At 43.1% G+C, this 1,035-nt stretch carries 2 protein-coding genes; both read right to left on the bottom strand.

What is annotated here, in order from left to right:
* Nucleotides 1-309: 309 nt before the first annotated feature.
* Nucleotides 310-774, bottom strand: a complete 465-nt coding sequence (locus M6D81_RS31530; protein ID WP_262681629.1) for a DinB family protein — start codon at nt 772-774, stop codon at nt 310-312.
* 57 nt (nt 775-831) lie between these two features.
* The coding region (locus tag M6D81_RS31525; protein WP_410795811.1) for a DUF1801 domain-containing protein at nt 832-1,035 on the bottom strand (204 nt) is incomplete at its 5' end.

Genomic DNA, 1,035 nt, shown 5'->3' with positions numbered 1-1,035 from the left:
TTGACTTGCTCAATTCGTTACTAGCTAGAAGTTTTTCGTACTTGGCTAAGCCAATGCGAAAATCTTCAAATTTGACATATCGCTCATCATTCAGTTTTCAAGGAACAACGTTTACTGCTTGCCTGCTGTCGTTTTGGCGACAAGAAGTATCTTATCACAGTTCACTTTCAAAAAGCAACATCTTTTTTAAAAAAAGTTTTTTGTGATGATCCGCTTCATTTCCCCGCCAATGTGGCGGATGACCATAATAGCACATTTCTATTTCGTATTTCAACAACCAAATTAACCCAGTAAAAATTCCGCTCTCTATTATTGCTTCATCTTTCTCATCATCGTACTGATCGCACCAATATGGAGCCCTTCATGAAATATCGTTCTGACCAGTACCTGTTCTATGGTGTGCATCCCCATGTCCACTGGAGCAAATTCCTCTTCCATCCGGTCCCGGTATTTCTCCTCGATTACACGGGGCTGTTCCTTAAGCATAGCCATCAATTCGGATAATGACGGTGTTTCGCCTGTAAAATGAGAGGGGTTCGTCCCGTAACCGAACCACAGCTGATACCTCGTGGGAACCGGTGGCTCCTCTTTCGTAAGGGCGCTAATCCATAAATACTGATCAAGGAGAACATGTCCCAAGTTCCATCTGATATTATTAGTGAACCCTTCCGGCACCACATCCGCTTCTTTTTCAGTTAGATTCTCCATAAGCTCCAACAATTCACTTCGATAAGTACGCAACTGTTCAAACAATACTTCATGCCTTCTCTCCATCAGAATCCCCCTCATCTTAGGCAACAAACCCGCTTATAAATTACATAACAATTTTTTTCACTTTCGCCAAAAAGTTGAACAGTCTGCCTTGTCCATCATATTGAACTCGATCATGTCCTCGAGTAATGAGTAATCAACCGTTTGCTCCCACTTGATGCGTAACAACTGCTTGGTGTGATCATAACCGGCCTTCACGATTTCATCCGAAAAGCGGTTAATCCCTGCGAGTTCGGGTGCAACCGCCATATGTTGCTTAGCCGC

Origin of the sequence: Paenibacillus sp. J5C2022 (assembly GCF_025567625.1) — a bacterium.
In the GTDB taxonomy this organism is placed as follows: domain Bacteria; phylum Bacillota; class Bacilli; order Paenibacillales; family Paenibacillaceae; genus Pristimantibacillus.
The sequence above is the reverse complement of the archived record's forward strand: the minus strand, read 5'-3'. Positions and strand labels throughout refer to the sequence as shown.